The sequence below is a fragment of the Ruegeria sp. CE8 genome (genome assembly GCF_056537465.1).
The window spans coordinates 24,772-47,130 of record NZ_JBQFRP010000008.1 but is presented as its reverse complement, the minus strand read 5'-3'; the positions used below and the strand labels follow the sequence as shown (position 1 = coordinate 47,130).

The following is a 22,359-nucleotide window of genomic DNA, read 5'->3' as shown; positions in this document are numbered from 1 at the left end:
CATTTTTGTCGTCACTTTGTCAGCGTTTCCGCAAGCCGCATCAGAGTTACGGCTTCGGCCCTGTAGCCAAACAGATCTTCGCCTCGGGCAGCGTTGGCCAACCCGATCGCATCCTCATGGGACCAATCCCCTAAATATTCACCGCCGCGCAACAATTGCCCAAATCCTGCAATTGCATAGGAAAAGCGCACATCGTCCGTGACCTCTCCTTGGACTGACATAATTGGTTCCTCAATCAGCTGACTCTGCACAGCGCCGGGCGTTTTGTAACGTAGCTTGAAGAACCCGATCTCATCTGATTCTCCTTGTACCGAGTGCTCGCCATAGCGTAGCGGATCGTTTCGGATCGCATCCGACCCAACCGGTGTAACCTCGTAGATCGCTGTAACCGAGTGACCCGCACCGACGTCTCCCGCATCCACCTTATCATTAGAGAAATCCTCGCGTCGCAGTGCGCGGGTTTCGTACCCGATCAGTCGATACTCGGCGATTTGCGACGGATTGAACTCGACCTGAATTTTGACGTCATTGGCGATTGGGAACAACGCGCCGGTCAACTGATCCACCAACACCTTTCGCGCCTCGCTCAGCGTGTCGATATAAGCTGCCTGCCCATTTCCGTTCTGAGCAAGCGCCTGCATGGTGGCATCGTCCAGATTGCCTCGACCAAAGCCCAGAACGCTTAGAAATGTGCCACTTTCGCGCTTGCGGGCGATGAAGTCTTCCAAAGCTTCGGGATCTGACAGCCCGACGTTGAAATCTCCGTCCGTGGCCAGAATAACGCGCGTTATCTCTCCGTCAGAAACCATGCTTTCGGCGACCTCATAAGCCTGCTGCAACCCGGCCTGCCCCGCGGTCGAACCACCTGCCTCCAACCTATCAAGCGCACTGAGGATTTTATTGCGTTCCGCAGCCGCCGTAGGTTCCAGCACCTGCCCCGCACTGCCAGCGTATGTCACGATTGAAATCTGATCCTCGGGCCTTAGTTCCGACAGCAACAAGCGGAACGATTGCTTGAGTAGCGGAAGCTTGTTTGCGTCCTGCATGGAGCCCGACGTGTCGATCAGAAAGACCAGGTTCAGAGGCGGACGATCTTCGATCCGCGGCAACGCGCCTTGAATACCGATATGAACAAGCTGAGTGCCCTCGTTCCAGGGCGTTGGCGATACGGTAATTGTCGGTCGAAACGGGGCATCGCCTTCGGGCGCGGGGTAGGAATAGGGGAAATAATTCACCATTTCCTCGACCCGAACGGCATCTTTGGAGGGAAGCTGGCCGCGCATCAACGAGGATCGGACAATCGAGTATGACGCTGTATCGACGTCGATCGAGAACGTCGATACCGGCTCTTCGCTAGTCACTTTCACAGCGTTGTTTTCCGCGTTCGCAAAGGTTTCAGTGTCTGGCTGAGGTATCAACCCCACCTCTGGCTGCATCATGTTTGGGACGGCCTCGTCATACGTAGCGCCGTCTGCAAGGCCAAAACTCGCACCTCCTTCAGCACCCAATCCAGCCGCGCTCAGTTGTCGTGATGCCATCTTGGACCGATTGGCTTCAGCTACTTCTTCACGAGTGACCGGAGGCTCAACGACAGGTTCCTCAAGGCTCGCAATGTCCGCTTCGGGCAACGGTGGAGCGGCAACGCGACTTTCACTTCGCGATAGCGGCTGGATCACAACGTCCCGAGTTTGCGGCACGATCATTACAAGGGCCACGGCAGCAACTGCTGTTGTGGCGGTCAACACACCGCGGTGCGACAAAGCGTTCAACATGGATTTTGCTCCTTCTGTCATGCGGGCCAGAGGGCCGCGCTTAACAGTCGGACGCATTGCAGCGCGCGATCCTTGGTTGCGGGCGAAATCTTTCTGAGCCTGCTCCAGGTTTTCCGCACGTCGGCGCGCATCAGGTGCCGGAGTAGCGGCATCCATCAATGCTTTGAGTTCTTCAAGATCATCGGTCATTGTGCCAATTCCTCTTGCCGCAGGATACGCAGCCGCTTGCGGATGTCGGACATCCGCCAGGAAACGGTCCCTTCTGAAACCCCCAACACGGCAGCAGCTTCGGCATGGGTCATCTCATCTTCCAGGGTCAAAGCCAGCGTGTCCTGCAGTTCAGGCGGCAAAGACTGCATGGCGCGCTGCAACCAATCCAGGGCTTCGGCTGTTTCTGCGGCCTCTGCCCGGCGCATCTGTTCGGCATCGCCCCACCCCTCTGCCGCGCGGTTACGGCTGGCATTTCGACGCCGGGCGTCTTCTGCCGCGTTGACCACAACCCGATAAAGCCAGGTCGTGAATTTCGCCTGAGCTCTAAACCCAGTGATTTTTGCGGGGAGGGCCGCGCAGATATCCTGTGTCAGATCTTCGGCTTGATCCGCCCGCCCCGTCAGACGGAAAGCCAGACGAAAAACACGGTCATAGTGGCGCTGTAGAAGGGTAGAAAACGCGTCAGCGTCCCCTTCTGCGGCGGCCATCACAAGGTCCTCATCCGATATATTCATGCGCATCACGATGGGTAAGACGGATCGGAATCTTCAATCCTTGACGGTGTCTCCAAAAAAATTCAAAAATGATCCGCCGAAGCCGCTTTCCAGTCTGCTTCAAACTCAACCGGGATTGCATCCGACAACAAAACGCCTTCGTCGACAAAGGTATAGAGTTCGGCATAGGACCGTTCGCGTTCATCCGCCGTGCGACGGCGAATATCACTCGGACGCAGCTCGGATACGCTTTCCTTCCCCATAGCGCCCAAAAGTTCGCGGAAGCTTTCCAGGGTCGCGTCGTGGAAGCGATGCACACGCTGACGTTTTTGCGGAACATTTACAGCCCTGCCCCGGATCGGGTCTTGTGTGGCGACCCCCGATGGGCAGCGGTTCGTGTTGCAATGCAGCGCCTGGATGCACCCAACGGCAAACATCATTGCACGTGCCGCGTTGCACATATCTGCGCCCAGCGCGAATTTCTCGACCATATCGTACCCCGTCGCCACCTTGCCCGAGCAGATAATCCGGATCTTGTCACGCAAACCTACGCCACGCAGACAGTTATTTGCGAAAATCAGCGCCTCGTTCAGCGGCATGCCCAGACGGTTGGTAAACTCCACCGGCGCTGCACCGGTGCCTCCTTCCGCGCCATCAATCGTAATGAAGTCTGGGAGGATACCGGTTTCCAGCATCGCCTTGCAGATCGCCATGAATTCGGAAGGTCTGCCGATACATAATTTGAACCCAACCGGTTTACCGTCCGACATCTCGCGCAAATGTTGCACGAAGTGCAGTAGGCCAGTCGGCCCCTCAAAGGCCGAGTGAATCGGCGGGGAGATTACGTCCTGATGTTCGGGTACACCCCGAATTTCGGCGATCTCTTTGTCTACTTTTGCAGCGGGCAACACGCCTCCGTGGGAAGGCTTGGCGCCCTGCGAAAGTTTGATCTCAATCGCTTTGACAACATCCTTCTTGGCCTTCTCTGCAAAGAGATCCTTGTCGAAGCCCCCTTCAGGTGTTCGGCAACCGAAATAGCCTGTTCCAATCTGCCAGATGATATCACCACCTTCGGCCAAATGGTGTGGGGACAGACCACCCTCACCCGTATTGTGCGCAAAGCCCCCGTCTTTGGCACCACCGTTCAGCGCTCGGATTGCGTTGGCGCTGAGGGCACCAAAACTCATCGCGGAAACGTTCAATCGCGATGCGTTGTAAGGCTGGGAACATTGGGGGCCACCGAGCATGATCCGTTCTTCGCTTTCAGCCACGTTCTTCGGTGCCAGCGAATGGTTCGCCCGATGATACCCAACCGTCATGATATCGTACTGGGTGCCAAAAGCCTGTGTATCGACCTGCCCCTTTGCCCGCGAATAGACAAGCGCGCGAATGATCCTGTTGAAAGGCCGGCCGCTTTCATTCGTTTCAACGAAGTATTGCCGGATTTCCGGGCTGACGAACTCCAACATATAGCGAAAGTGCCCCAGAACCGGGTAGTTGTTCAGCACGTTGTGCTTTGTTGTCAGCATATCGTAGAGGCCAACCACGGCGTATGGAATGAGTAGGACCAGCAGCCAAAGTGCCGGCGGCCAGAAATACCCCCAGAGCAGAGTCAACGGCAGACATACATAAGTAAGGACATAGTAGAGTCTGCGTACAATCATTCGTGCTCTCCCAGTATGGCGTGGTGCCTGACCGGCTCGGGCAGACAGGTCCTGCGCCAACCGTGGGGCAAATCGGCGTTAGATTGCAAGCCATTGTGCCCACGTTCACATAATCGGGCGGACTTGTGAAAGACTGCCGAACCCTAGGCCGCAGTTGATCCATTCACCATCTGCCTATATCCCCGAACAGAAAGGATTTGGGCAGGGCAACAGGCTGTGACACAGAAACGAACAGGCGTTCGGACCACGGTTTTGATGTTCGCAGCCGTTTTCCTTGGCGGAGCAGCAGGATCGCTGCTGCGCGAGCTGTTCTCAGTCAACATTCCCGGTGCGGATTTTTTAACGCAGACCTTCGGCATCAACATCGTGGCTTGTTTCATACTCGGGTGGCTCTACTCCGTTCGCAACCGGGTGCACGCCCATGTCCTGCACTTGGGGGCCGTTGGCTTCTGTGGCGGCTTGTCGACCTTTTCGTCCTTCGTGGCAGAACTGGAGCGTTTAGCGTTGTCCAATATCTGGGTTGCAGCTTCGGCTGCCGCGCTGGAGATCACAGTCGGATTGGCTGCTGCAATTCTGGGTGAAGCCATCGGGCGGCGCATTCATTTGCGGGGGCTTTCGGAATGAACGAATTGTACCTGCATGCCATGTTTGGGTTGGGCGGCGGTCTGGGTGCAGTGTTGCGCCATTGGATCGCACTTTGGGTTGTTCATGATCTGCCGTTGTCGACTCTGATCGTGAACGTTCTGGGAAGTCTTTTACTGGGCCTGTGGATCGCGTATCTCGGTGGTCCTGTTGAGATGGGTGAAGAAGAAAAACGGCTCGTTTTTGGCTTCTGCGGCGGCTTCACGACGTTTTCCAGCTTTGCCTACCAATCGCTGGAATTAAGGCGCGAGCGCACGCTTGCGCTAGCCGCTGGCAATATTCTTCTCAGCCTGGTTTTGTGCTGGTGCGCCTTGGCTCTGGGGTTATTCCTGCTGCGTTAATGCGCCGGTACAGACGCTTGCGTACCGGGTTTGGGCGCCTTGCAGAACAACAAAAGCGGAATAGTAGCCAGCGCCAGTAGCCCGAGATTGTTGAAAACGGTCAGGTACGAGATCAACTCGGCCTGTTGCGAAATCTCCTGCCCCAGAATGGCCGCGCCCTGCGCGCTGTCCGGCGTCAGGTTCAGCGGTGCGAGGTAGGCTTGCGCCGCCGGATTGTAGGGCGTCACGTTTTGGCTGAGTACGGCAGTGTTCGTTTGCAAACCACGAACGACCCATGTGCCCACAAGCGAAATACCAATTGACGAGCCAAGCTGCCGTGTCACGTTGAACAGACCCGACGCCTCGTCCTGCCGGGATTTGGATATGCTCTCGAAGGCCAAGATGGACATCGGTACGAAGACGAGGCCCATACCCAGACCACTCACGGCACCTGGCCAGGCCAGTTCCCAGAAACCCGCATCCATGTTCAGCGCACCCATCATGAAGTTGCTGACGGCGGTCAATAGCATTCCCAGTCCGGCCAGCACGCGGGGATCAAATCGGGCTACCAAAACCGCACCGGTCAAAACCATCGACAAACCCGCGGCGATCCCGCGCGGGATAAACAGATGCCCGGAGATGATAACGGGATAGTCCAGCAGGTTCTGGACAAATGTCGGCAAGATCGCGATCCCTCCAAACAGCGAAATAGCAAACCCGGCGATAACCAGATTGCACAGCGCAAAATTGCGATCTGCGAAAAAGCGCAGATCGACGACCGGCTTTTTTGTGGTCAATGCATGAGCAATGAACCCCAAAGCGCCCAAAACCGATGCGATGACCGCGACCTGAATGACGCGGGATGACAACCAGTCCTTGGTCTCTCCCTGATCCAGAACGAATTGCAGGCAGCCGATCCCGATGGCCAGAAGGGCCAGACCGGTCCAATCTATCCGAACCTCCTCGGTCTCGTCGTCGGGCAGCTCTCCGGCCAGCAGAAGCAGGGCCATGGCGGCCACCGGCAGGTTCACAAAAAACACCATTCGCCACGAAAAGTACTCGGTCAGGATCGCCCCAACCGTTGGTCCCAGCACCGGAGCGACAACGACACCCAAACCGAACACAGCCATCGCTTGACCGCGCTTTTCGCGGGGGAAGGCATCGAACAGAATGGACTGGGACAGCGGGATCAGAAACGCACCGAACATACCTTGTGCAAGACGGAAGGCGACGATGGTCTCCAGGCTCCACGACAGGCCACACATGACCGACATGGTGGCGAATCCAGTCACGGCGGTCAGGATCAGGCGTCGCCGTCCGACCCGCCGGGCGACAAAACCGGTCAGTGGCATCACGACAACTGCCGAGACAATGTAACTGGTCAGTATCCATGTGGCCTGATCGGTTGTCGCGCCGAACGCGGCCTGTATGTGAGGTAGCGCAACATTGACGATTGTACTGTCCAGCACCTCGAGAATGGCGCTGAGGACCACAGCGACAACAATCACCGGGTTGACGTGGCCAGCAGCCGAGGACGTCATTTTCCGCCCTGAGATGCCGTTGTGTCCACGGTCACCTTGCTGCTGCCCCCCACACGCAGCGGTGCGTCCGTTGGATCAAGTTCAACCCGCACCGGAAAACGGCGCGTGACCTTGACCCAGTTTCCACTGGCATTCTCAGATGGCAGCAACGAAAAGGTGTCTCCCGATCCCCGGCCGATTGATGCAACCTTGCCGGTCAGTGTCACACCCGGAAGCATGTCGATCTTGACGGTAACCGGCTGACCCGGGCGGATGCGCGGCAAAGATGTTTCCTTGAAATTGGCATCGACCCACCAGTCAGTGGACTCGACAATTGAAAACTGCGGAGCGTTGGCTGAAACCGATGATCCGGGCCTTAGTGTCAGATTGGCAATCCAACCATTCGCCGATGCAAACACTTTGGTCCAGTTGAGGTTTGCCTGTGCGATTTCCAACAGAGCCTGCGAGGACAAAATGTCATCCTGTTTGGCCGCCAAACCGCTTTGCAAGGCCAACAGGCTGGATTGGCTTGTGGTCAGTTGCGCGGAGGCCTGCGCGAAACTCGAGGTCGTCTGATCCAGAGAGGCCCGCGCCAGATCACCGGTAGAGAACAGCGCCTTGGCACGTTCCAGATTGCTTTGCGCGGTATCGTACGCGGACTGCGCGCTTTCGACGGACGCTTGCGCAGCGGCGATCTGTGTCGAATAGGACTGCGCCTGCTGCACAGCGCTGTCCAAATTGGCTTTGGCCTGATCGACCGATGCCTTGAATTGGGTGTCATCGATGGTGAACAGAAGATCCCCGTCTTTGATTGGCTGGTTTTCATCAACAAGCACTTCGGCGACCTGACCGGTGACCTGAGGCGCTACGTAGATGATGTTTGCCCCCACATAGGCATCATCGGTCGAGGGGTAACGTTCTTGGTGGCGCCAAAACAACAGCAGGCCAATGGCAATAGACCCCAGCATGACAACGGCACCGACGATTTTGAGAGATTTCATTTACCTGCCCCTGTTGTTTCGCTCGTCCAGACGTCACATAGGAAACGTGTGCATCCGGATCGCCAGATTGCCCATGATCCACACCGTCCCGAGAATGATTATCAGCAACACCAGCGTAGAGAACAGGATAAGATCCAGGTCTTCGCGGCTGCTGCGACGTCGGTCGATATGCAGGAAATAGACCAGTTGCACGATCAACTGAGCCAACCCCAGCAGGGCGATCGTCAGGTAAACGCCCTTCGTCTCGATACCGTATCGGTAGGCAATCCCGAACACCGCGAAGGTCAACAAAAGCGACCCGCCATAGCCAATCACATAACGACGGCGCTCGCGGCGATGCATCTCGCTGCGTTTATCCATAGGTCAGGCCTCCGAAATAAACGATGGTGATGATCCCGATCCAGATCAGGTCGAGAAAGTGCCAGAACAGCGCCAACCGCACCACGCGCGACATCAGCAGATCGGTCAGGCCAAAGACCCGCAGCTGAATACCCAGCACGATCAGCCACAGGCACCCGGCCGCGACATGCAGGCCGTGCAGGGGTACCAGCCCATAGAATGCGGACAGAAAACCGCTGCGCTGCGGGATACCACCCTTTTCGGCCATCGACATGAAGTCTCGGATTTCCAGCACCAAAAAACTAAGACCAAGAACCAATGTCACGCAGAACCAGAATACGATCCGCCACCGCGGAAGGTTGTACTTGAGAGCGAGCATCGCCAGACCAACGGTCAGGCTGCTTGTCAAAAGGATCAGCGTCTGGGCAAAGATGCTTGTGAGGTCGAACAGTTCATGCGGTCCCGGCCCGCCTGCCTGCGCGTCGATCATGGTGATGTAGATCGCGAACATCAGCCCGAAATAGACCAGATCGCTCATCAGAAAGACCCAGAACCCGAAGGTTACAACTTCGCTTGCCTTGTCGGCGCTTGCGTGTCGCCGCCCAAGGTTCAGGCCGGGGTAGCTGTGTGTCGGCGCGCGCTTCATGGCATTGCCTCCAGATCAGGGCGGGCTAATCCGCGGTTTTCCGGGGCGGCTTCGTTATCACGGTCGACAGGCGTGGACTTGTGAACCAGGTCCAGCCAGGCTTCGTGCTGTTTTCGTACCTGTTCCGCCGGGATGACACGTTCCGTTTCTGTTTTGAATGTCCAGGCGATGAAGGACCCTAGCATCATGACGGTTATCAGCGCCGCCAGCCACCAGATCCACCAAACCAGTGCAAACATCCAGATTCCGCTAAGCACGCAGAGTGTAAAGCCAATGCCGGTGTTCAGCGGTACCGAGATATCCTCATAAGCATCCGGTGTTGGGTAAGCGTTTCCGCGCTCTTTTGCGGCCGCGAAGTTGTCCCGGTCGGTGACGTGAGGAATGACCGCAAAGTTATAGAGCGGCGGTGGTGCCGGGATCGACCATTCCAACGTGCGCGCATCCCAAGGGTCGCCCACTGGCACGCGGGTTTGGTGCCGGTCCCGGATGCTGACCCACAATTGAACGATAATGGATAAAAGGGCACACAGAATGACCAATGCTCCGACAACGGCGATAATCATGTATGGGTGGAAACTGGGATCCTCCCAGCTGAAGGATCGACGCGGCATTCCCATCAGACCGACGAAGTACAGTGGCAGGAAGGTCAGCATGAACCCGACCGTCCACAACACAACCGAGACACGTCCCCAAAACTCGCTCAGACGAAACCCGAAGGCCTTGGGAAACCAGTAATTGTAACCTGCCAGCAATCCAAACAGCACGCCTGGCAACAGCACATTGTGGAAATGGGCGACCAGAAACAGAGTGTTGTGGACCTGATAGTCGACCGTGGGGTTGGCGAGGATGACGCCCGACAGTCCTCCGATCACAAAAAGCATCAGAAAGGCCAGCCCATAAAGCATAGGCACTGAGAACCGGATACGCCCCCGGAACATCGTCGCCATCCAGTCATAGACTTTAACGCCGGTCGGGATGGCGATCAGCATTGTTGCAATGCCGAAAACCGCGTTGATCAGTGCGCTTTGACCCATTGTGAAGAAGTGGTGCAGCCAGACGGTGAACGACAGCACAGCAATCGACATGGTGGCAATGACCAGCGAGTTGTATCCGTATAGACGTTTTGCCGAGAACGTGGCGAAAACCTCGGAATAGATCCCATAAGCGGGCAGAACCAGCAGATAGACCTCCGGGTGGCCGAACAACCAGAACAGGTTGGCGTAGTTCATCATGTTGCCACCAAGATCGTTCGTGAAAAAGTGGAAATCCAGATATCTGTCAGCCGCCAACAGCAACGCCGCAACCCCCAGAGGCGGCATTGCAAAGACGATCAGGATCGAGCTGCAGATGATCGTCCAGCAATACATCGGCAAACGCATGAACTTCATCCCCGGCGCGCGCAGTTTATATATGGTCACTGCAAAATTGATGCCGGTCAAAGTGGTGCCGATACCCGAGACAACGATAGCCCAGATCCAATAGTCCGGCCCGACGCCCGGATTGAACGCTGCGCCGGTATAAGGCGGATATGCCGTCCAGCCGCCCGTCGAGAATTCGCCCACCACCAGCGACACCATCAGCATCATCCCGGCCGAGACAGTCAGGCCCAGGCTGATCTGGTTCATCACGGGAAATGCGACGTCCCGCGCGCCAATCATCAGCGGGACCAAGAAATTCGCGACACCAAAGACAAAAGGCACGGCGACAAAGAAGATCATGATCGTGCCATGCGTGCTGAAGAGTTCGGCGAAGTGTTCAGGTTCCAGGAATCCGTCCCCCGGCCCCGTTGCCTGCTGGGCCCGCATGACCACGCCCTCCAGAACGCCGCGCGCCAGCATCACGATTGCAACAACGATGTACATGATGCCGATTTTCTTGTGGTCCGCGCTGGTCAGCCAGTCGCGCCACAATGGCCCCCAGAGGCGGAACCACGTCAGCAAACCGATCACGGCCACGACACCCACGATCACAACGCCTGCTGCGGCATTGGCAACGATTTCGTTGGCATTGGGGGTCTGGATCAGCCCCGCAATCGGAAACGCGTCCCAATTCAGGCGGCCAAAGAAGCCGGACTCCGTGGTGGTCATTTCTGTGCCTCCTGCCCAAATTCCACCGTCCCCGGCTGTTGATCCACTGGCAGCGCCTGACCACCGTGATATCTGTGCACAATGGACTGGAATAAATCACTGTCCTCCAACGTGAAGTACAGAGCGTTGTCCGGCATCCGTGCTGTCCCCAATGCGGCCTGAACCTCATCCCGATCCGAACGCATGGCCAAAACGCGATATGTTTCTTCGTCCAGAGGAATGCCGCTGCCTCGAACCTTTTCGACCCATGCACTGAAGTCGTCCGTCGGCATGGCTATGGTCTGAAACTTCTGCTTGGTAAAACCGCGCCCATTGTACTGGGTATTTTCACCCTGCATGGTTCCCGGCGCATCCGATACGACATGCAACTGTGTCGTCATCCCCGGCATTGCGTAGATCTGACCTGCCAGAGCCGGGATCATGAACGACTGCATCACGGTGTCAGTCGTCAGAGTCATGGCGACCTGCTGTTTTACCGGAATCCCAAATTCCCCGACACTGGCGATGCCAAGGTCCGGGTAGATGAACAGCCACTTCCAGTCTAAACCAACGACCTGAACGTTCAGCGCAGGCGTTTCACCGAACCTTGCCACATAAGGATCAAGCCTGTGGGTTGCCTTCCACAAGTAGAAAGAAAGGAGGGCCACGATCACGACGGGCACACCCCACATGACGAACTCCAGAGGCCCGGAAAAGTCCCATTTTGGTCGATAAAGGGCACTGCCGTCAGAGCGCCGCCGGTACCGAATTGCGATCAACGGGACCAGTACCAGAACCGGAACGACCGCGATCAGGATCAGAACCGTCGCTCGAAAAAGGTGGAGTTTCTGGACGGCTGCAATGGGCCCCTGAGGATCCATGAAACTGTCACTTGCAATGGCAGTCTGTGCCACGACGGAAAAAATCGCAGCAGCAATCATGACTTGCATCGCCTTTGGTGACATTCGGGAAAGAGCCACGCGTGATTATCCTCCAGAGCCATCCTCTGGGGCCAACTATCGGCAGACACATGAAATTTCTCAAGGTTTTTTCCAAAATGGCCAAAAGTGTGTCGTCCATCGTGACCAATCGCCGGGATAGGAGCAGACAAAATCAAATGTTCGGCGATGTTGACTTACAACCGACGGCGGGCGAGACCTTGGGTGATGCGTTGGATTGTATTCATCCTCAGCCTTTGGTGCCTGTCCACAAGCGCAAATGCGCAGGATCGTTCCGCGGTCGAACGGCAGTTTCAGACATGGTTGAACGAAACTGTCTGGCTAATGGCCAAGGCCAGGGGCGTTTCGCGTCGTACTATGCGGCAAGCTTTTGACGGGGTCACGCTGAATTGGAAGCTGCCGGATTTGGTGCCGCCGGGCCAAGCGGTCAAAACACCCAAGCAGCAAAAACAAGCAGAGTTCGGGTCTCCGGGCCGCTACTTTAACGCGGGTTCCGTACAGGGGGCGACATCCGTTGGCCGGCAGATGGCTCGACGGCATGCCGCGACTTTGTCTCGCGTTGAGGCTGAAACCGGCGTGCCTGCTCGTATCATCCTGGCCATCTGGGGTCGCGAAAGCGGTTATGGTCAGGTTCCCATTCGCCACAATACCTTTCAGGTACTGGGCACCAAGGGTTTCATGAGCACCCGCGCCGCGTATTTCACGGAAGAGCTCATCGCTGCCTTGGAAATCGCTGAAGCCGGCAATGCACCACCCGGATCCATGAAAAGCAGTTGGGCCGGCGCGCTTGGGCAACCGCAGTTTATGCCGACAAGTTTTCTGGCCTACGCAGCCGACGGAAATGGGGACGGCACAGCCGACATCTGGACCTCGGCGGATGATACAATCGCTTCTATCGGAAACTACCTAGCGCAGCATGGTTGGAAATCCGGGCGCGACTGGGGGTTTGAGGTCATCGTCCCTGACTCGGTCTCCTGTGCGCTTGAAGGCCCGGATCAAGGCAGGCCCATTCAGGATTGGGCCAAAATGGGGATCGCACGCGTTTCAGGCAAGGCATTTCCCCGGCATGAACAGACAGGTGAAGGGTACTTGATGATGCCCGCCGGACGAAACGGCCCCGCTTTTATCGTGACGCCCAACTTCTATGTCCTCAAGGAATACAACAAGAGCGATCTGTATGCCTTGTTCGTAGGGCATGTCGGAGACCGTATTCAGTTCGGCGTCGGCGATTTCAAAGGGCGTTGGGGTAAAGTCGCTAATTTATACCGGTCTGATATAGCGGCCATGCAGCGCGCGCTCGAGCAACAGGGCCACGACGTAGGCGGCGCTGACGGCCTGCCCGGTTTCAAAACCCGCCGATCGATCGGGCGCTGGCAGCAGGCCAGTGGTCGTGCGCCGACCTGCTTCCCTGAAGTGAGTATGAAGGCGGCGCTGATCCGCTATTGATTCGCCCGGTTCCGGCCATCCTTCAGCACCCTGACGCCGCGGAAATCGCCAAACAGAAATCTCCTGCCTTCACGAAAATGTCACGAAGCGATGACGTTTCAGCATAAAATTTCCAACGCAACCCCGATTTCAATCACAATCCACCTCTGGTTGCCCAATTTTCAGGCAAAGGCTTTAACCTTTTTTGAAATAATGCCACGTTCTGCGTCAGTGAAAGGCGACTTTCGCAAACACGTTCCCGACTGCAAACCGAAAGACTGCGACGCGGTGTTCATTGCGATCTGAAAAAGCAAAATTCGAACCTGCCCCGGTCTCTTTCTGGGTCGGACAAACATGGTGGCCTACTGCCATCCTGAAGGGATGCGCGTGTGCTACCGAAAAAAACGGGAGTAGAAACACATGAACAAGTACATTCGGACATCTCTGGCGGGGCTGTTGACCTCGACCATGATCGTCGGTGCTGCATTTGCCGCGGGTACGCACCCGAAAACCGGCGAAGCTCTGGCGGATGACCAGACCTTTACCTATCGTATTCTGGACGAGCACAGCTCGGTCGACCCTCAGGTTGTTGAGGATGTTTCCGGCGCCGAGATCGTTCGTGACCTGTTCGAAGGCCTGATGAACCAGGACGAAGACGGCAATTTGGTTCCCGGTGTCGCCACTGGTTACACAACCAACGACACCAAAGACGTTTACACCTTTACCCTTCGCGACAACGCAAAATGGTCAAACGGTGATCCGGTGACCGCAGGCGATTTTGTTTACGCCTGGAAACGTGCCGTCGATCCCGCCCTGTCTTCGCCTTACGCGTGGTTCATGGAGCTGATGTCAATCGAGAATGCGTCTGAAATCATCGCAGGTGACAAGCCGATTGACGAACTGGGCGTCAAAGCCATCGACGACCACACGCTGGAAGTTACCCTAAGCGCGCCGCTGCCATATTTCGCGCAGATGACCACGCACTCGACCACTTTCCCTGCCCCGCAGAAAGTCATCGAAGAATTTGGCGACGCCTGGACCAAACCGGAAAACATCGTCTCAAACGGCGCTTATGTTCTGACCGAGCATCTGCCGCAGGAACGTTCGGTCCGCGAGCGGAACGAAAACTACTGGGATAACGACAACACCATCATCGAAAAAGTCGTGGCGCTGGTCATCAACGATGAAAACGTCGCTTTGACCCGCTATCTGGCTGGAGAGCTGGACCGCACCGAAGTCCCCGCTGGTCAGTTCCCACGCCTGCAAAAAGAGCACCCGGAAGAGGCGATCAGCTTCCCGCGCTTGTGCAACTATTACTACACGTTCAACCTGTCCGAGGGTGGCCCCGAGGCCTTCAAAGACCCGAACGTTCGTCAGGCCCTGTCACTGGCCGTCGACCGCAAGATCATCACCGAGAACATCATGGCCGGTGGACAGCCGCAGGCTTACACTTTCGCACCCGAAGCGACCGCCGGCTTTGACGTTCCGGACGTCGAAATGGCGTCCATGTCTCAGGCCGAGCGCGACGAACTGGCCAAGGAACTGCTGGCCGCAGCTGGTTATGGTCCCGACAACCCACTGAGCTTTGAGATGGTTTACAACACCTCGGAAGCCCACAAGAAGGTCGCCGTGGCGCTGAGCCAGATGTGGAAGCAAAAACTGGGCGTAAACGCCGAGCTGGCCAACATGGAATGGAAGATCTTCCTGGAAGAGCGCGGCAACCAGAACTTCGATCTGGCACGTGGCGCATGGTGTGGCGACTATAACGAAGCTTCGACCTTCCTCGACCTGTTGCAGTCGGATTCCGGTTATAACGACGGCAAGTACAACAACGCACGTGTTGACGAACTGCTGGCCGAAGCAAAAACCTCTGACGATGCGGCACCTCTGTACACCGAGGTCGAGCGCATCATCGCACAAGAGACCCCCGTTATCCCGATCTACCACTATGCTGGCGTCTACATGATGGACAGCGATGTCGGTAACTGGCCGGTCAAAAACGTAGAGCAGAACTGGTACTCCAAGAACCTCTACAAAACCGCCGAGTAATCATCCTTTGACCACGCGTTGCCCCGGAGCTTTCTCCGGGGCAACGCCAATAATTGGGGGCATGAAATGCTTGCCTATATCGTCCGGCGGTTGTTAATGGCCGTTCCAACGATCCTGTTGCTGATCGTTGCAAGTTTCTTTTTGATGCACTTCGCGCCAGGTGGGCCCTTCACCTCGGAACGGCCACTGCCGCCCGCGGTTCTGGCCAATATCGAGGCGCGGTACGGGCTGGACCAGCCGCTGTGGAAACAGCTTTGGGATTACCTGTACAACATCGTCGTGCATTTTGATTTCGGCCCGTCCTTCAAGTTCAAGGACCGGGATGTGAATGACATCATCGCGCAGGGTTTCCCGATCTCGCTGACCTACGGTTCACTCTCCTTCCTGGTGGCGACATCCGTTGGAGTCGCACTGGGGATTGCCGCCGCGATCAAACACAATAGCTGGATCGACTACTTCGCTGTCGGTCTGGGCATCGCAGCCCAAGCGCTGCCGAACTTCATCATGGGTCCGATCCTGATCCTGACCTTCACCTTGTGGCTGGGATGGCTGCCGGGCGGTGGCTGGAATGGCGGTCAGTGGCAATACCTGATCATGCCTGTTATCGCGCTGGCGACGTCCTACATGGGCTCAATCGCGCGGATCACACGTTCGTCGATGCTGGAAGTTCTGAACTCGAACTTCATTCGCACCGCGCGGGCCAAGGGATTGCCGACAAGAACCGTGATCTGGCGCCACGCGCTGAAACCGACCTTGCTGCCCGTCGTGTCTTATCTGGGACCGGTATTCGTCTACGTACTGACCGGTTCGGTCTTTGTGGACATCTACTTTTCGACCGGCGGATTGGGACAAGCCTATGTGGGGTCCGCTCTGTCTCGCGACTATGCCGTGCTGCTGGGGGTCACGATCCTTTATGGTGTCCTGACCGTTCTGGTGAACCTGCTGACCGACCTGGCCTATGCCTGGTTCGATCCGAAAATCCGTTACTGAGGGGCTGGCAATGCTTGGTAAATCACAAAAAGCCGCCCACCTGGCCGAAGACATCACCGATTTTTCGGTCATTCAGGGGCGTTCACTCTGGCAAGACGCACGGATGCGTTTTGTTCGCAATAAGGCTGCAATGGCGAGCCTCTTTATCCTCGGTCTTATCGTTTTGTTCACGATCATCGGGCCCTACTTCGCTGTCTGGAACAACGAAGAGATCGACTGGAACGTCATGGGCGACGTGCGCGGCATGGGGATGCCTTCTGTCGAAACAGGGCACTTCTTTGGAGTCGATGATCTAGGGCGTGACCTTTACAGCCGCGTTATTCAAGCGACAACGACGTCGTTGTTGGTGGGTCTGATCGGCGCCGCGACGGCGTTGATTGTCGGCACGTGCTACGGCATCACCGCTGGATATATCGGTGGCCGAACCGACGGCGTCATGATGCGCTTTGTCGATATCTTGTTGGCAATTCCGGCGACGCTGGTCATCATCCTGCTGCTGGTTGTGGCAGGCCGGTCGTTTGTAATGCTATTCATCGCGCTTGGTGCGGTCGGGTGGCTCACTATGGCGCGGATCGTGCGGGGCCAGACACTGACCCTGAAGAACCGTGAATTCATCGAGGCCGCGCGTGCGGCCGGTGTCAGCGAGTTCACCATCATGTATCGCCACATCCTGCCCAATTTGCTTGGCGTGGTGATCGTCTATGCCTCGCTTCTGGTGCCTGAGATGATCCTGACCGAAAGTTTCATCTCGTTCCTAGGTCTTGGGATCTCGGAACCCTACACGTCGTTGGGTCGTCTGATCGCTGAAGGCGCAGGAACTATGGGCTATGGCACACTTTGGCAGCTATTGTTCCCGCTCACATTCTACGTCGCAATCATCATCACGATGTTCTTCATCGGTGATGGCCTGCGCGACGCTCTGGACCCGAAGGATCGCTGATATGAGTCTGTTTTCCGTAAAGGACCTGAGCGTCCAGTTCGACACCCCCGATGGCATAGTCGAGGCCGTCAAGGGCATCAGTTTCGATATCAATCCGGGTGAATGCCTGGGCATCGTGGGTGAAAGCGGGTCTGGCAAAAGTCAGACCTTCATGGCCGCGATGGGGCTGTTGCCGCCTGCTGGACGGGCACTTGGGTCAGCCATGTTGAACGGTCAGGAAATCCTGAATCTGCCGGTCAACAAGCTGAACCAAATCCGCGGCGACGATGTCGGCATGATTTTCCAAGACCCGTTGACCGCCCTAACACCGCACCTGCGGATCGGTCAGCAAATGCGCGAAGTTCTGCAAGTTCACGAGGGACTGCAAGGTTCCGCCGCACGGGCACGTTGTCTGGAGTGGTTGGACCGTGTGCGTATCCCCGAGGCCAAACGCCGTCTGGATCAATACCCGCATGAGCTTTCCGGCGGCATGCGCCAGCGGGTCATGATCGCGATGTCGATGCTGTGTAATCCCAAGCTCTTGATCGCAGATGAACCTACAACCGCACTGGATGTAACCGTTCAGGCCGACATTCTGGACCTGATGGTGCGTCTGCAAAAGGACGAGGGCACTGCCATCGCGCTGATTACCCATGACATGGGTGTCGTCGCGAGGATGTGCGACCGCGTTCAGGTGATGCGACTGGGTCAATTCGTGGAAGCGGGAGAGACGCGCGAGATCTTTCGTGCGCCGAAACACGAATACACACGAACACTGCTGGAAGCGATGCCACGCATCGACGCCGGCGATGCACCCAAGGCGCTGGACAAGATCGACGAGCCTCTGCTGAAGGTCGATGACGTCAAGGTGCACTTTCCGATCCACGTTTCAGGCGGGTTGTTCGGACGCAAAGTGCCTCTGAAAGCCGTTGATGGTGTCAGCTTTGACATCCGCAAAGGTGAAACACTCGGCGTTGTGGGTGAGTCGGGCTGCGGTAAGTCAACTCTGGCACGGGCCGTTCTGCAGTTGATCGAGCCCAGCGCGGGTAACGTCAGCTGGCTGGGCCATCCCATTGTTGGGTTGAAACGACGCGAACTGAACAAATACCGCAAGGATTTACAGATCGTTTTCCAGGATCCATTGGCCAGCCTCGATCCGCGTATGACCATCTCGGCCTCGATCGCTGAACCGCTGAAAACCTACCGGCCCGACCTGACCGAGCGTGAGCGTAAAAAGATGGTCGCGGAAATGATGGAGCGGGTCGGCCTGAAGGCCAATATGATCAACCGTTACCCGCATGAACTGTCCGGCGGTCAGAACCAGCGCGTCGGCATCGCCCGCGCCATGATCAACAAACCCAAGCTGATCATCTGCGACGAAGCGGTGTCTGCATTGGACGTCTCAATTCAGGCGCAGATTGTGGAACTGCTGCGGGAATTGCAAAAGGAGTTCGGTCTGTCGATGATCTTCATCAGCCACGACCTGTCGGTTGTGCGGGCGGTTTCGAATCGGATTATGGTTCTGTATCTGGGCCGGATCGTGGAGTTGGGGGATGGCGAAGTGATCTGTTCTGATCCGATCCATCCCTATACCAAATCTCTGATCTCGGCGGTCCCAATTCCGGATCCGGACGTGGAACGCAGCAGAACGCGCCTGAAGTTGCCCGGCGAATTACCTTCGCCTATGGATCCAAAGGCCGCACTGCGTTTCCTTCCAAGCCGACTTACGGCCGGTGACACAAACTATGTGCCGCAGCTGAGCGAAGTGAAGCCTGATCATTTTGTGGCTGAACATGACTCGCTCGAATCCATCATGGCTAAGGCGTAATAGCTGCCCTGCCCCGAAGCACCATTTTGCCTTCGGGGCATTTTTTTAGCGGCGGACATTACTCGCCGTTGAGATTTCCAAAATCACCTAATTCGGTGAAAATTGGCTATATTGTTGACCTATTCAGCCGACTTACAACCGACGCCTTGGTCAGCTAAAGCGGGTAGTTTTGACTTCCATAGTTAACGGTGGCACGATTTCTCCGGATTGCTTGAAGTTAGTCTGTATGCGTTGAATGTTCCGGCTGCGCACCCTATTAGGTAGCCTTGAAAGCACAAATTCATTCGGACGGTAATTTACAGTGAGAGGTAGTATGGCACGTAAGGTCACAAAGGCGGTTTTCCCGGTAGCGGGTCTGGGCACCCGTTTTCTACCCGCAACAAAATCGGTGCCTAAGGAAATCATGACCTTGGTTGACCGCCCTCTGGTTCAATATGCCATCGACGAAGCCCGCGCTGCCGGGATCACAGAGTTCATTTTTGTGACATCGCGCGGGAAGTCGGCGTTGGAGGACTATTTCGACTGCAACCAAATTCTTGAGCAAACGCTTAAGGAAAAAGGCAAAGACGACCTGTTGGAGACGCTGAATGCAACCAACATGGAAAGCGGGGCAATCGCCTATATCCGCCAGCACAAAGCCTTGGGCCTGGGTCACGCAGTCTGGTGCGCACGTCGACTGATCGGGGACGAACCTTTTGCAGTCATGCTCCCCGACGACGTGATCGCGGCGGAAAGACCCTGCCTGCAGCAGATGATCGAAGCCTATGAGGAAACCGGTGGAAACATGGTCGCCACCATGGAGGTTCCTGCCGAAAAAACCAGTTCGTACGGTGTGCTGGATGTGGGTGAAAACATCGGTCAGGTGGTACGTGCCCGCGGCATGGTGGAAAAACCCAGCCCCGAAACGGCACCTTCCAATCTGGCAGTAATCGGTCGCTATGTTCTTCGCCCGTCTGTCCTGTACAACCTCAATCAGAACAAGCAAGGCAGCGGTGGCGAAATTCAATTGACTGACGCGATCGCCGAGGACATCAGAAACGGCGTACCGGTCTTTGGCTACAAGTTCGACGGACAAAGGTTTGACTGTGGCTCCAAGTCGGGTTTCCTGCAGGCCACTGTTGCCTTTGCGCTTGCACGCGACGATCTGCGTGATGACTTGAGAGAATACTTGCATGACGTCGTGGTCACGAGCCAGGCCGCACAGTAACAGGATCACCTAACTCTCGCTGGCAAGAATGAACGGGGCAAGTTGCACAAGACGCAGCTTGCTCTTTTTGCTTGCACGCCTGTTTTGCACTTCGCCAAACAAACAAGTGATTAGCGAATTGTTGCCGGGGCGTTCGGCTCAGTCAGTCGAAATTCATGTGTGTCACGGCAGTGTTGCGCACAATGCAATTGTCGCACTGACAGCCAACGGAGGATGCCCCTTGTCCCTGAATTCGCCCAGATTGAATCTGCCTTTCCTTCAACCCTCGCAGGCACAAAAGCACGTCACACATAACGAAGCCCTGCGACTTCTGGATCTGGTGGTGCAACTGAATGTTGTGGCAACCAATGCTGCGACTCCGCCTGCAGCACCTGCTCAGGGTGAAATTCACGCAATTGGAACAGCCCCCACCGGCGATTGGTACGGGCAGCCTGGAAAACTTGCGGCCTGGCTGGACAACACCTGGCACTTTGTGAGTCCAGATTTGGGTTGGCGCGCTTGGGATCAAACCACCGAACGTCTGAAAGTATGGGACGGGACCGCCTGGATCGACCCTCCGATTTCTACGCAGAACTTGCCCGGTGTTGGCATCGCCACCGGGTACGACAGTACAAATCGCCTGTCGGTCCGATCCCCGGCCACGTTGTTGAGTCACGATGGCGGCGGGCATCAACTGAAGATCAACAAAGCCGACGCCGATGATACCGCATCCCTGTTGTTTCAATCCAACTGGACCGGCCACGCCGAAATGGGTCTGTCGGGCACCACTGGGTTTTCGATCAAGGTCTCACCGGATGGAAACAACTGGTCAGATGCGCTGAGTTTTAATCCCGCGACCGGAATAGCCAGCGGCTCGGCCATTCAAAACAATGCGAATGACACGACCGCCGGGCGATTGATGCGGGCGGATTATGGCTATGGACCGGGCAATCTGGTGGGTGCGGTCGCGCAGTCCGGCGGAAATCCAACCGGCGCGGTTATCGAACGCGGAAGCACATCAGACGGCGAATTCGTCCGTTTCGCAGATGGAACACAGATTTGCACAGCAACGCCGGACCCCACAGCTTGCACAAACACCGAAGGTGCCATGTTTGCCAGCACGTCCGCATTATGGACCTTCCCGGCTGCGTTTGCGGCTGGAACCGCCCCAACACTCAGCGGCAGCGGCGGCGGCATTAGCAGGCTTGTCGGGTTCGACACGCCGTCTGAAACCCAGGTTGCGTTCAAGGTGTTTTCTTCAACGTCTGATTCCGTAACGCTTTCGCCAGCGTGCATCGCTATCGGTCGCTGGTTCTGACCCCCCTGCCGCCCGGACGCGCGTTCGGGCGGCTATTTGGCGCGCAGGCTTGCGTCAGACTGTTCCTGAAACCACGCGTAAGTTTCGCGAATTCCATCCTCGAGACCCGTCTTCGCGCGCCATCCCATGTCTGCCAGACGCGAAACATCCATCAGCTTTCGCATTGTGCCGTCCGGCTTGCTGACGTCCTGGGAAATCCGCCCCGCAAACCCGGTGACTTTGGCAACCAGCGTCGCCAGTTCGGCAATCGAAACATCCTCGCCACAACCAACATTGATATGGCTCAGCATGGGATGGGTATTGGCCTCATAGACTTCGCGAGGCAGGTCCAGAACGAACAACGACGCTTCGGCCATGTCGTCTACGTGAAGGAACTCGCGCCGTGGCTTGCCGCTGCCCCAGATGACAACCTCGTCCAGCCCATCGAGCTGCGCCTCGTGGAACCGGCGGATCAGAGCGGGCAGGACGTGGCTGTTTTCAGGGTGAAAATTGTCGCCCGGACCATAGAGGTTTGTCGGCATTACTGAACGATAATCTACCCCGTGCTGCCGGTTATAACTTTCACACAGTTTGATCCCGGCGATTTTGGCCACCGCGTAGGGTTCGTTCGTCGGTTCAAGCACACCCGTCAGCAATGCATCTTCCCGCATCGGCTGCGGGACGGCGCGCGGGTAGATGCAGGAACTACCCAACTGCAGCAGGTTTTTGACACCCGCGTCAAAAGCCTGATGGATCACGTTACATTCGATCATCAGGTTTTCGTAAATGAAATCTGCCGGATACGTGTTGTTGGCGTGAATACCACCTACCTTGGCTGCCGCCAAAATGACAACGTCGGGTCGCTCTGTCTGCATGAAATCCCGGACGGCTGTCTGAGCTGTCAGGTCAAGCTCTGCGTGCGTTCGCGTTACAAGCTCCAACGCTTCGCCCGAGGTCTGACGGTCTCGCAGGCGACGCAGAATTGCTCCGCCAACCATACCGCGATGACCTGCCACATAGATTTTGCGCATG

19 protein-coding genes are annotated in these 22,359 nt (G+C 56.6%); 9 read left to right on the top strand and 10 right to left on the bottom strand.

The window, feature by feature from the left end; translation table 11 throughout:
• Nucleotides 1-11: 11 nt before the first annotated feature.
• From ACR0AA_RS14045 to ACR0AA_RS14035, 3 genes are all read right to left on the bottom strand, one after another.
• Nucleotides 12-1,961: a vWA domain-containing protein gene (locus tag ACR0AA_RS14045; RefSeq protein ID WP_480756276.1), complete on the bottom strand. Its 1,950-nt coding sequence runs from the start codon at nucleotides 1,959-1,961 to the stop codon at nucleotides 12-14.
• On the bottom strand, nucleotides 1,958-2,497 hold the full coding sequence (locus ACR0AA_RS14040) for an RNA polymerase sigma factor (RefSeq protein ID WP_480664807.1): 540 nt from the start codon (nucleotides 2,495-2,497) through the stop codon (nucleotides 1,958-1,960). Before ACR0AA_RS14040 ends, ACR0AA_RS14045 begins: the two co-directional genes overlap by 4 nt.
• A gap of 62 nt (nucleotides 2,498-2,559) precedes the next feature.
• Entirely contained in the window at nucleotides 2,560-4,140 is a 1,581-nt protein-coding gene (locus tag ACR0AA_RS14035; RefSeq protein ID WP_480664808.1) for an FMN-binding glutamate synthase family protein, read from the bottom strand.
• 216 nt (nucleotides 4,141-4,356) lie between these two features.
• Here ACR0AA_RS14035 and ACR0AA_RS14030 point away from each other — a divergent pair, with 216 nt between their 5' ends.
• Both ACR0AA_RS14030 and ACR0AA_RS14025 read left to right on the top strand, forming a co-directional pair.
• Nucleotides 4,357-4,764, top strand: a complete 408-nt coding sequence (locus ACR0AA_RS14030) for a fluoride efflux transporter FluC (RefSeq protein WP_480664809.1) — start codon at nucleotides 4,357-4,359, stop codon at nucleotides 4,762-4,764.
• Nucleotides 4,761-5,123 (top strand): fluoride efflux transporter FluC, encoded by a 363-nt coding sequence (locus ACR0AA_RS14025; RefSeq protein ID WP_480664810.1) that lies wholly within the window; start codon nucleotides 4,761-4,763, stop codon nucleotides 5,121-5,123. The genes ACR0AA_RS14030 and ACR0AA_RS14025 overlap by 4 nt, the downstream gene beginning before the upstream one ends.
• Here ACR0AA_RS14025 and ACR0AA_RS14020 read toward each other — a convergent pair.
• From ACR0AA_RS14020 to ACR0AA_RS13995, 6 genes are read right to left on the bottom strand one after another with little or no spacing between them, the layout of a single operon-like run.
• Nucleotides 5,120-6,643 (bottom strand): DHA2 family efflux MFS transporter permease subunit, encoded by a 1,524-nt coding sequence (locus tag ACR0AA_RS14020; protein WP_480756275.1) that lies wholly within the window; start codon nucleotides 6,641-6,643, stop codon nucleotides 5,120-5,122. The two genes, ACR0AA_RS14025 and ACR0AA_RS14020, sit on opposite strands and share 4 nt — an antisense overlap.
• Complete coding sequence (locus ACR0AA_RS14015; protein ID WP_480664812.1) at nucleotides 6,640-7,623, bottom strand: HlyD family secretion protein; 984 nt, start codon at nucleotides 7,621-7,623, stop codon at nucleotides 6,640-6,642. Before ACR0AA_RS14015 ends, ACR0AA_RS14020 begins: the two co-directional genes overlap by 4 nt.
• Before the next feature lie 33 nt (nucleotides 7,624-7,656).
• A complete protein-coding gene (locus ACR0AA_RS14010; RefSeq protein WP_480664813.1) occupies nucleotides 7,657-7,983 on the bottom strand; it encodes a cytochrome o ubiquinol oxidase subunit IV in 327 nt (108 codons plus the stop codon).
• Nucleotides 7,976-8,608 (bottom strand): cytochrome c oxidase subunit 3, encoded by a 633-nt coding sequence (locus tag ACR0AA_RS14005; protein WP_480664814.1) that lies wholly within the window; start codon nucleotides 8,606-8,608, stop codon nucleotides 7,976-7,978. The genes ACR0AA_RS14010 and ACR0AA_RS14005 overlap by 8 nt, the downstream gene beginning before the upstream one ends.
• Nucleotides 8,605-10,695, bottom strand: a complete 2,091-nt coding sequence (locus ACR0AA_RS14000) for a cbb3-type cytochrome c oxidase subunit I (protein ID WP_480756274.1) — start codon at nucleotides 10,693-10,695, stop codon at nucleotides 8,605-8,607. Before ACR0AA_RS14000 ends, ACR0AA_RS14005 begins: the two co-directional genes overlap by 4 nt.
• The gene (locus ACR0AA_RS13995) at nucleotides 10,692-11,654 is read right to left on the bottom strand and encodes a cytochrome ubiquinol oxidase subunit II (protein ID WP_480664816.1); all 963 of its coding nucleotides are present in this window, start codon (nucleotides 11,652-11,654) and stop codon (nucleotides 10,692-10,694) included. The genes ACR0AA_RS14000 and ACR0AA_RS13995 overlap by 4 nt, the downstream gene beginning before the upstream one ends.
• Nucleotides 11,655-11,840: 186 nt before the next feature.
• On the opposite strand from ACR0AA_RS13995, the gene ACR0AA_RS13990 reads away from it, so the two are divergent.
• The 7 genes from ACR0AA_RS13990 to ACR0AA_RS13960 all read left to right on the top strand — a co-directional run bounded on the left by ACR0AA_RS13990 (nucleotide 11,841) and on the right by ACR0AA_RS13960 (nucleotide 21,348).
• Entirely contained in the window at nucleotides 11,841-13,079 is a 1,239-nt protein-coding gene (locus ACR0AA_RS13990; RefSeq protein ID WP_480756273.1) for a lytic murein transglycosylase, read from the top strand.
• A gap of 399 nt (nucleotides 13,080-13,478) precedes the next feature.
• Nucleotides 13,479-15,107 (top strand): peptide ABC transporter substrate-binding protein, encoded by a 1,629-nt coding sequence (locus ACR0AA_RS13985; protein ID WP_480664818.1) that lies wholly within the window; start codon nucleotides 13,479-13,481, stop codon nucleotides 15,105-15,107.
• A gap of 66 nt (nucleotides 15,108-15,173) precedes the next feature.
• Complete coding sequence (gene oppB, locus ACR0AA_RS13980; RefSeq protein ID WP_480664819.1) at nucleotides 15,174-16,097, top strand: oligopeptide ABC transporter permease OppB; 924 nt, start codon at nucleotides 15,174-15,176, stop codon at nucleotides 16,095-16,097.
• 10 nt (nucleotides 16,098-16,107) lie between these two features.
• On the top strand, nucleotides 16,108-17,037 hold the full coding sequence (locus ACR0AA_RS13975) for an ABC transporter permease subunit (RefSeq protein ID WP_480664820.1): 930 nt from the start codon (nucleotides 16,108-16,110) through the stop codon (nucleotides 17,035-17,037).
• Between the two features lies 1 nt (nucleotide 17,038).
• Complete coding sequence (locus ACR0AA_RS13970) at nucleotides 17,039-18,844, top strand: ABC transporter ATP-binding protein (RefSeq protein WP_480756272.1); 1,806 nt, start codon at nucleotides 17,039-17,041, stop codon at nucleotides 18,842-18,844.
• Between the two features lie 313 nt (nucleotides 18,845-19,157).
• Entirely contained in the window at nucleotides 19,158-20,051 is an 894-nt protein-coding gene (gene galU, locus ACR0AA_RS13965; RefSeq protein WP_480664822.1) for a UTP--glucose-1-phosphate uridylyltransferase GalU, read from the top strand.
• A 220-nt stretch (nucleotides 20,052-20,271) separates the two neighbouring features.
• The gene (locus tag ACR0AA_RS13960) at nucleotides 20,272-21,348 is read left to right on the top strand and encodes a DUF2793 domain-containing protein (RefSeq protein ID WP_480756271.1); all 1,077 of its coding nucleotides are present in this window, start codon (nucleotides 20,272-20,274) and stop codon (nucleotides 21,346-21,348) included.
• 32 nt (nucleotides 21,349-21,380) lie between these two features.
• Here ACR0AA_RS13960 and fcl read toward each other — a convergent pair whose 3' ends face one another.
• Nucleotides 21,381-22,358, bottom strand: a complete 978-nt coding sequence (gene fcl, locus ACR0AA_RS13955; protein WP_480664824.1) for a GDP-L-fucose synthase — start codon at nucleotides 22,356-22,358, stop codon at nucleotides 21,381-21,383.
• Between the last annotated feature and the right edge of the window lies 1 nt (nucleotide 22,359).